The organism is Poseidonocella sp. HB161398, assembly GCF_005870025.1.
GTDB lineage: Bacteria > Pseudomonadota > Alphaproteobacteria > Rhodobacterales > Rhodobacteraceae > Mangrovicoccus.
Window position 1 is genome coordinate 1 of sequence record NZ_VATA01000163.1, and the last position, 3939, is coordinate 3939.

Below are 3939 nucleotides of genomic sequence, written 5' to 3' on the forward strand. Positions count from 1 at the left end.
CCTGTCAGAGCTCGTCGCCGAGGGCCGCCGCGTCCTGGTCTTCTCGCAATTCGTCGAGATGCTACGGCTGATCGAGACGGACCTCGCGGCGGCGGGTGTCGCCACGCTGTCGCTGACCGGCGACACGCGCGACCGCGCCGGCGTGCTGCAGGCCTTCTCCCGCGGCGAGGCGCCGGTCTTCCTTTTGAGCCTCAAGGCCGGGGGCACTGGGCTGACGCTGACCGAAGCCGACACGGTGATCCTCTACGATCCGTGGTGGAACCCGGCCGTGGAGCGCCAGGCCATGGACCGCGCCCACCGGATCGGCCAGGAGAAGCCGGTCTTCGTCCACCGCCTCGTGGCGGCGGGCACGGTGGAGGAGAAAATCCTGGAGATGCAGTCCCGCAAGCAGGCCCTCGCCGAAGCCCTCTTCGCGGAGGGCGCCGGGAGCACCGAGAGGCTCCTCGACGCCGCCACCCTCCAGGACCTCTTCGCCCCCCTCGGGGCGTGAGGCCTCAACACCCTGAAATGGAAACGGCGGTTATATTGTTCATAATGACTGTAACCGCCGCCTCCTGCCGCCCTCACTATGTCCGGTAATCCCGGCTTATAAGACATGTCTAAATTGGGTAGCCATAGGCTTGGGGCGCAGATCATCACCCGTACGGGTGATGATCGGATGCTGCCAATCCGGAACGCTGACCAGGCAAAATCAGTAGCGGACGATCCGGCTATTCCGCGCCGATCAGAAGGATTCGATCAATGCCTCAATCACCAGCCACATTGCAGCAGCTTGCCAACTATCTGCGCGCCGGCTTCTGGGAAGACGTCGACAACCGCAATTTCACATCCCACTGGTTCAACGTGTCGAATACCGGAACCGGCGCCAATTCCGGCGTGCTCTACTACAACCTGACCGGCACCGGCGGAACCCGTACCAGCGACTATGGTACGAGTTTCAACGACGCGGACGGGATCGACCCGGCACGACGTGATCTGGTGCGTGCGGCATTCGATGTCTACGAGGCGGTGCTCGGCATAGATTTCCGTCTGACGACAAGCACCAGCACCGCGGTCGATCTGTTCTTCACCGACGAGCTCGACGGCAACTTCGCGCAACAGCGCACCTATTCCGGCACCGGCGGCGCGGTCGATTTCGGAGTGGTGAATGTTGCCGGCACCTCGAATGCCGTGGTCGGAAGCGGGCTGTTCCTGACCTATTTGCACGAGATCGGTCACATCCTCGGTCTGGGACATCAAGGAGACTATGACGGTTCGGGATCCTACTCGACCGCCGCCAACTGGGAAAACGACAGCTGGCAGCTATCGCTGATGTCCTACTGGTCCCAGTCCGCGAATACCGATGTCGACGCATCCTTTGCCCGCCCCATGACCCCAATGGCTGCAGACCTTCTTGCGCTGGATGATCTCTATTCTCGCCAGGACTATGCCGGGCGGGACTTCGGCGTCGAAACGGCCTTTACCGGCAACACACGCTGGGCCTTCAACAGCGACATTCCAGATGCGGTCAGCGAGGCCTATTCCAGCATCGACATCCGCGCAGGGATCAATGCCTTCACCATCGTCGATGGCGGCGGCACCGACCTGGTGGATTTCGTTGGCCTGACCGATGACCTGGTCATCGACCTGGCGCCCTCCAATCGCCTTCTCACGCAGGCCACGACCTCTAACATCGGCGGGTTGAGGGGCAACATGACACTGGCGGTGGGCACGATCATCGAGAATGTGCGTGGCGGCTCGGGCGACGATCTGATCCACGGCAACGACTACGCCAACGACATCTACGGCGGCTGGGGATCGGACACGATGTTCGGCGAACTCGGCAACGACGACTTCTACTACCGCAATGCAATGGACGGCCAGTACGACATGCTGAATGGCGGGCCCGGGCATGACCGGATGATACTGCACGGCAACGGCCTGTTCGACATGCGCAACATCAACGCCTATTCGATCGAGGAGATCGAATTCATCAATGACGGCACGGATATCGACAAGACCCTGCGCCTTAGCAACCACGACCTGCGCTATCCGACATCCTTCGCCAGGAACCTCGTGATTGACGGCAACAACGTTGCCGGTTCGAACGACCGGGTAGATATCTATCTCAACAGCGGACCCGATCTCGATATCTCTGATTGGCAGTTCGTCGACTGGTCCGACACGATGGACTCGCTCTACATCTACGCGCGCTCGAACGGCGACGAGAACAACGTCGTGGGGAGCGCGCGCAATGACATCATGTATCTGCGCGGCGGGGACGATGTCGCCTGGGGCGAATCCAGATCAGACGAGATCCACGGACAGCAGGGAAATGACGTCATACGCGGCGGAACCGGCGCAGACGTCCTGTTCGGCGATGACGGCGAAGACAGGATTTACGGAGGTGACGGCGCCGATATCGTCCGGGGCGGAGACGACAACGATACCCTGATCGGCAACGATGACGGCGACACGCTTTTCGGCGGCGAGGGGGACGATTACATCAACGGCAGCTATGGCAATGACATGATCTATGCCGGCCGCGACAACGACCGAGTCTATGGCGGCGCGAACGACGATTTCCTGTACGGCGATCTCGGCGACGACATGCTTCGGGGCGGGACGGGCGACGATGTGCTGAACGGCAATGCCGGACAGGACAACCTTGCCGGTGGCAGCGGCGACGACGCGCTGTGGGGCAACGACCAAGCGGACACATTCATGATGCTTCAAGGCATGGATATCGAACGAATCCAGGATTTCGAACATGGGATCGACCGGATCGACGTCCTGGCCCACGAGATGAGCTGGGCGGAGATCGCGGCCAGCACCACGCCTGTGCTCGTCACCCTGCCCTCGAACGATCCGCCCGCGGTCCAGATCCATTTCGACGGCGTGTTCCAGGGCGGAGATCGCGCGATCGTGGCAGATACCGTCATGCCCGGGACTTTCGGGCGCAGCAATGCGCTCGATGCCGGGGATTTCTCCAACCTGGTCATCGGCGAGTTCGGAACGATTTCGCTGAACGACGCGGGACGGACCCTGTCTTTCTCGCATGACTACCAGAACCCGGTAGTGATCGCGCAATGCCTCTCCTACAATGGGGTCCAACCCGCAGCCGCCCGGATCACCGATGTCACGTCGGGCGGGTTCAGCTTGTTCGTGGAAGAACCGGAATATCTTGATGGCAGCCACGCGACCGAAAGCCTGTCCTACATGGTCGTGGAAGCTGGGAGATGGGAACTGGCCGATGGGCGGGTGCTCGAAGCTGGCATCCAGTCAACCGACAGGCTGGTTCACGACGGTTTCGAGGCTTTGTCCTTTTCCGGCAGCTTCGCCCAGGCGCCCAGCGTGTTCACCCAGGTGCAAAGCCACAACGGACACAATTTCGTCGTCACGCGACAGACCGGCACGACCAACGAGGGGTTCCGGTTCGCGATGCAGGAAAAGGGCCCGAACGGAGGGACCCACGCCGTCGAAAATGTCGGCTGGATCGCGTTCGAGAACGGGCGCGGCATCTCGGATGGCGAACCCTACGAGGTCGCCACGACGTCATCTTCGTTCGACGGGAGTTTCGACACCCTGACCTTTGCACGTCCCTTCGGCAACCGTCCCGGCTTTGTCACGTCGATGGCCACGACCAACGGTGCCGATCCCGCCATGCTGCGATGGACGAACGCAACCACGGCGAGCGTCGATCTGATGGTCCAGGAAGAACAATCCGTCGATGCGGAGGTTTCCCACGTCAACGAGGCGGTGAGCTATTTCGCCTTCGAGGACCCCGGAGTTCTCTACGGGTCTTTCCTTGTGGCATGACCTCGGGTTTCACGGGGCAGAGCCAAAATTACATGGCGACATACAGGCTGAGCTTGCCCCCGGATCCCGGACTGGGCCGATATTCACTATGCGGCCATTGCGGCAGTCATGTCGATCCGTGTCTGCTCGGGCGTGCGGTAA

The 3939-nt window shown here is 61.4% G+C and carries 2 protein-coding genes; both read left to right on the plus strand.

Going from position 1 to position 3939, the window contains the following annotated elements:
• On the plus strand, positions 1–490 hold a 490-nt coding region (locus tag FGX59_RS36185), incomplete at its 5' end, for a DEAD/DEAH box helicase (protein WP_138473387.1).
• Between the two features lie 251 nt (positions 491–741).
• Positions 742–3798, plus strand: a complete 3057-nt coding sequence (locus FGX59_RS36190) for a M10 family metallopeptidase C-terminal domain-containing protein (RefSeq protein WP_138473388.1) — start codon at positions 742–744, stop codon at positions 3796–3798.
• The last annotated feature ends 141 nt before the right edge of the window (positions 3799–3939 follow it).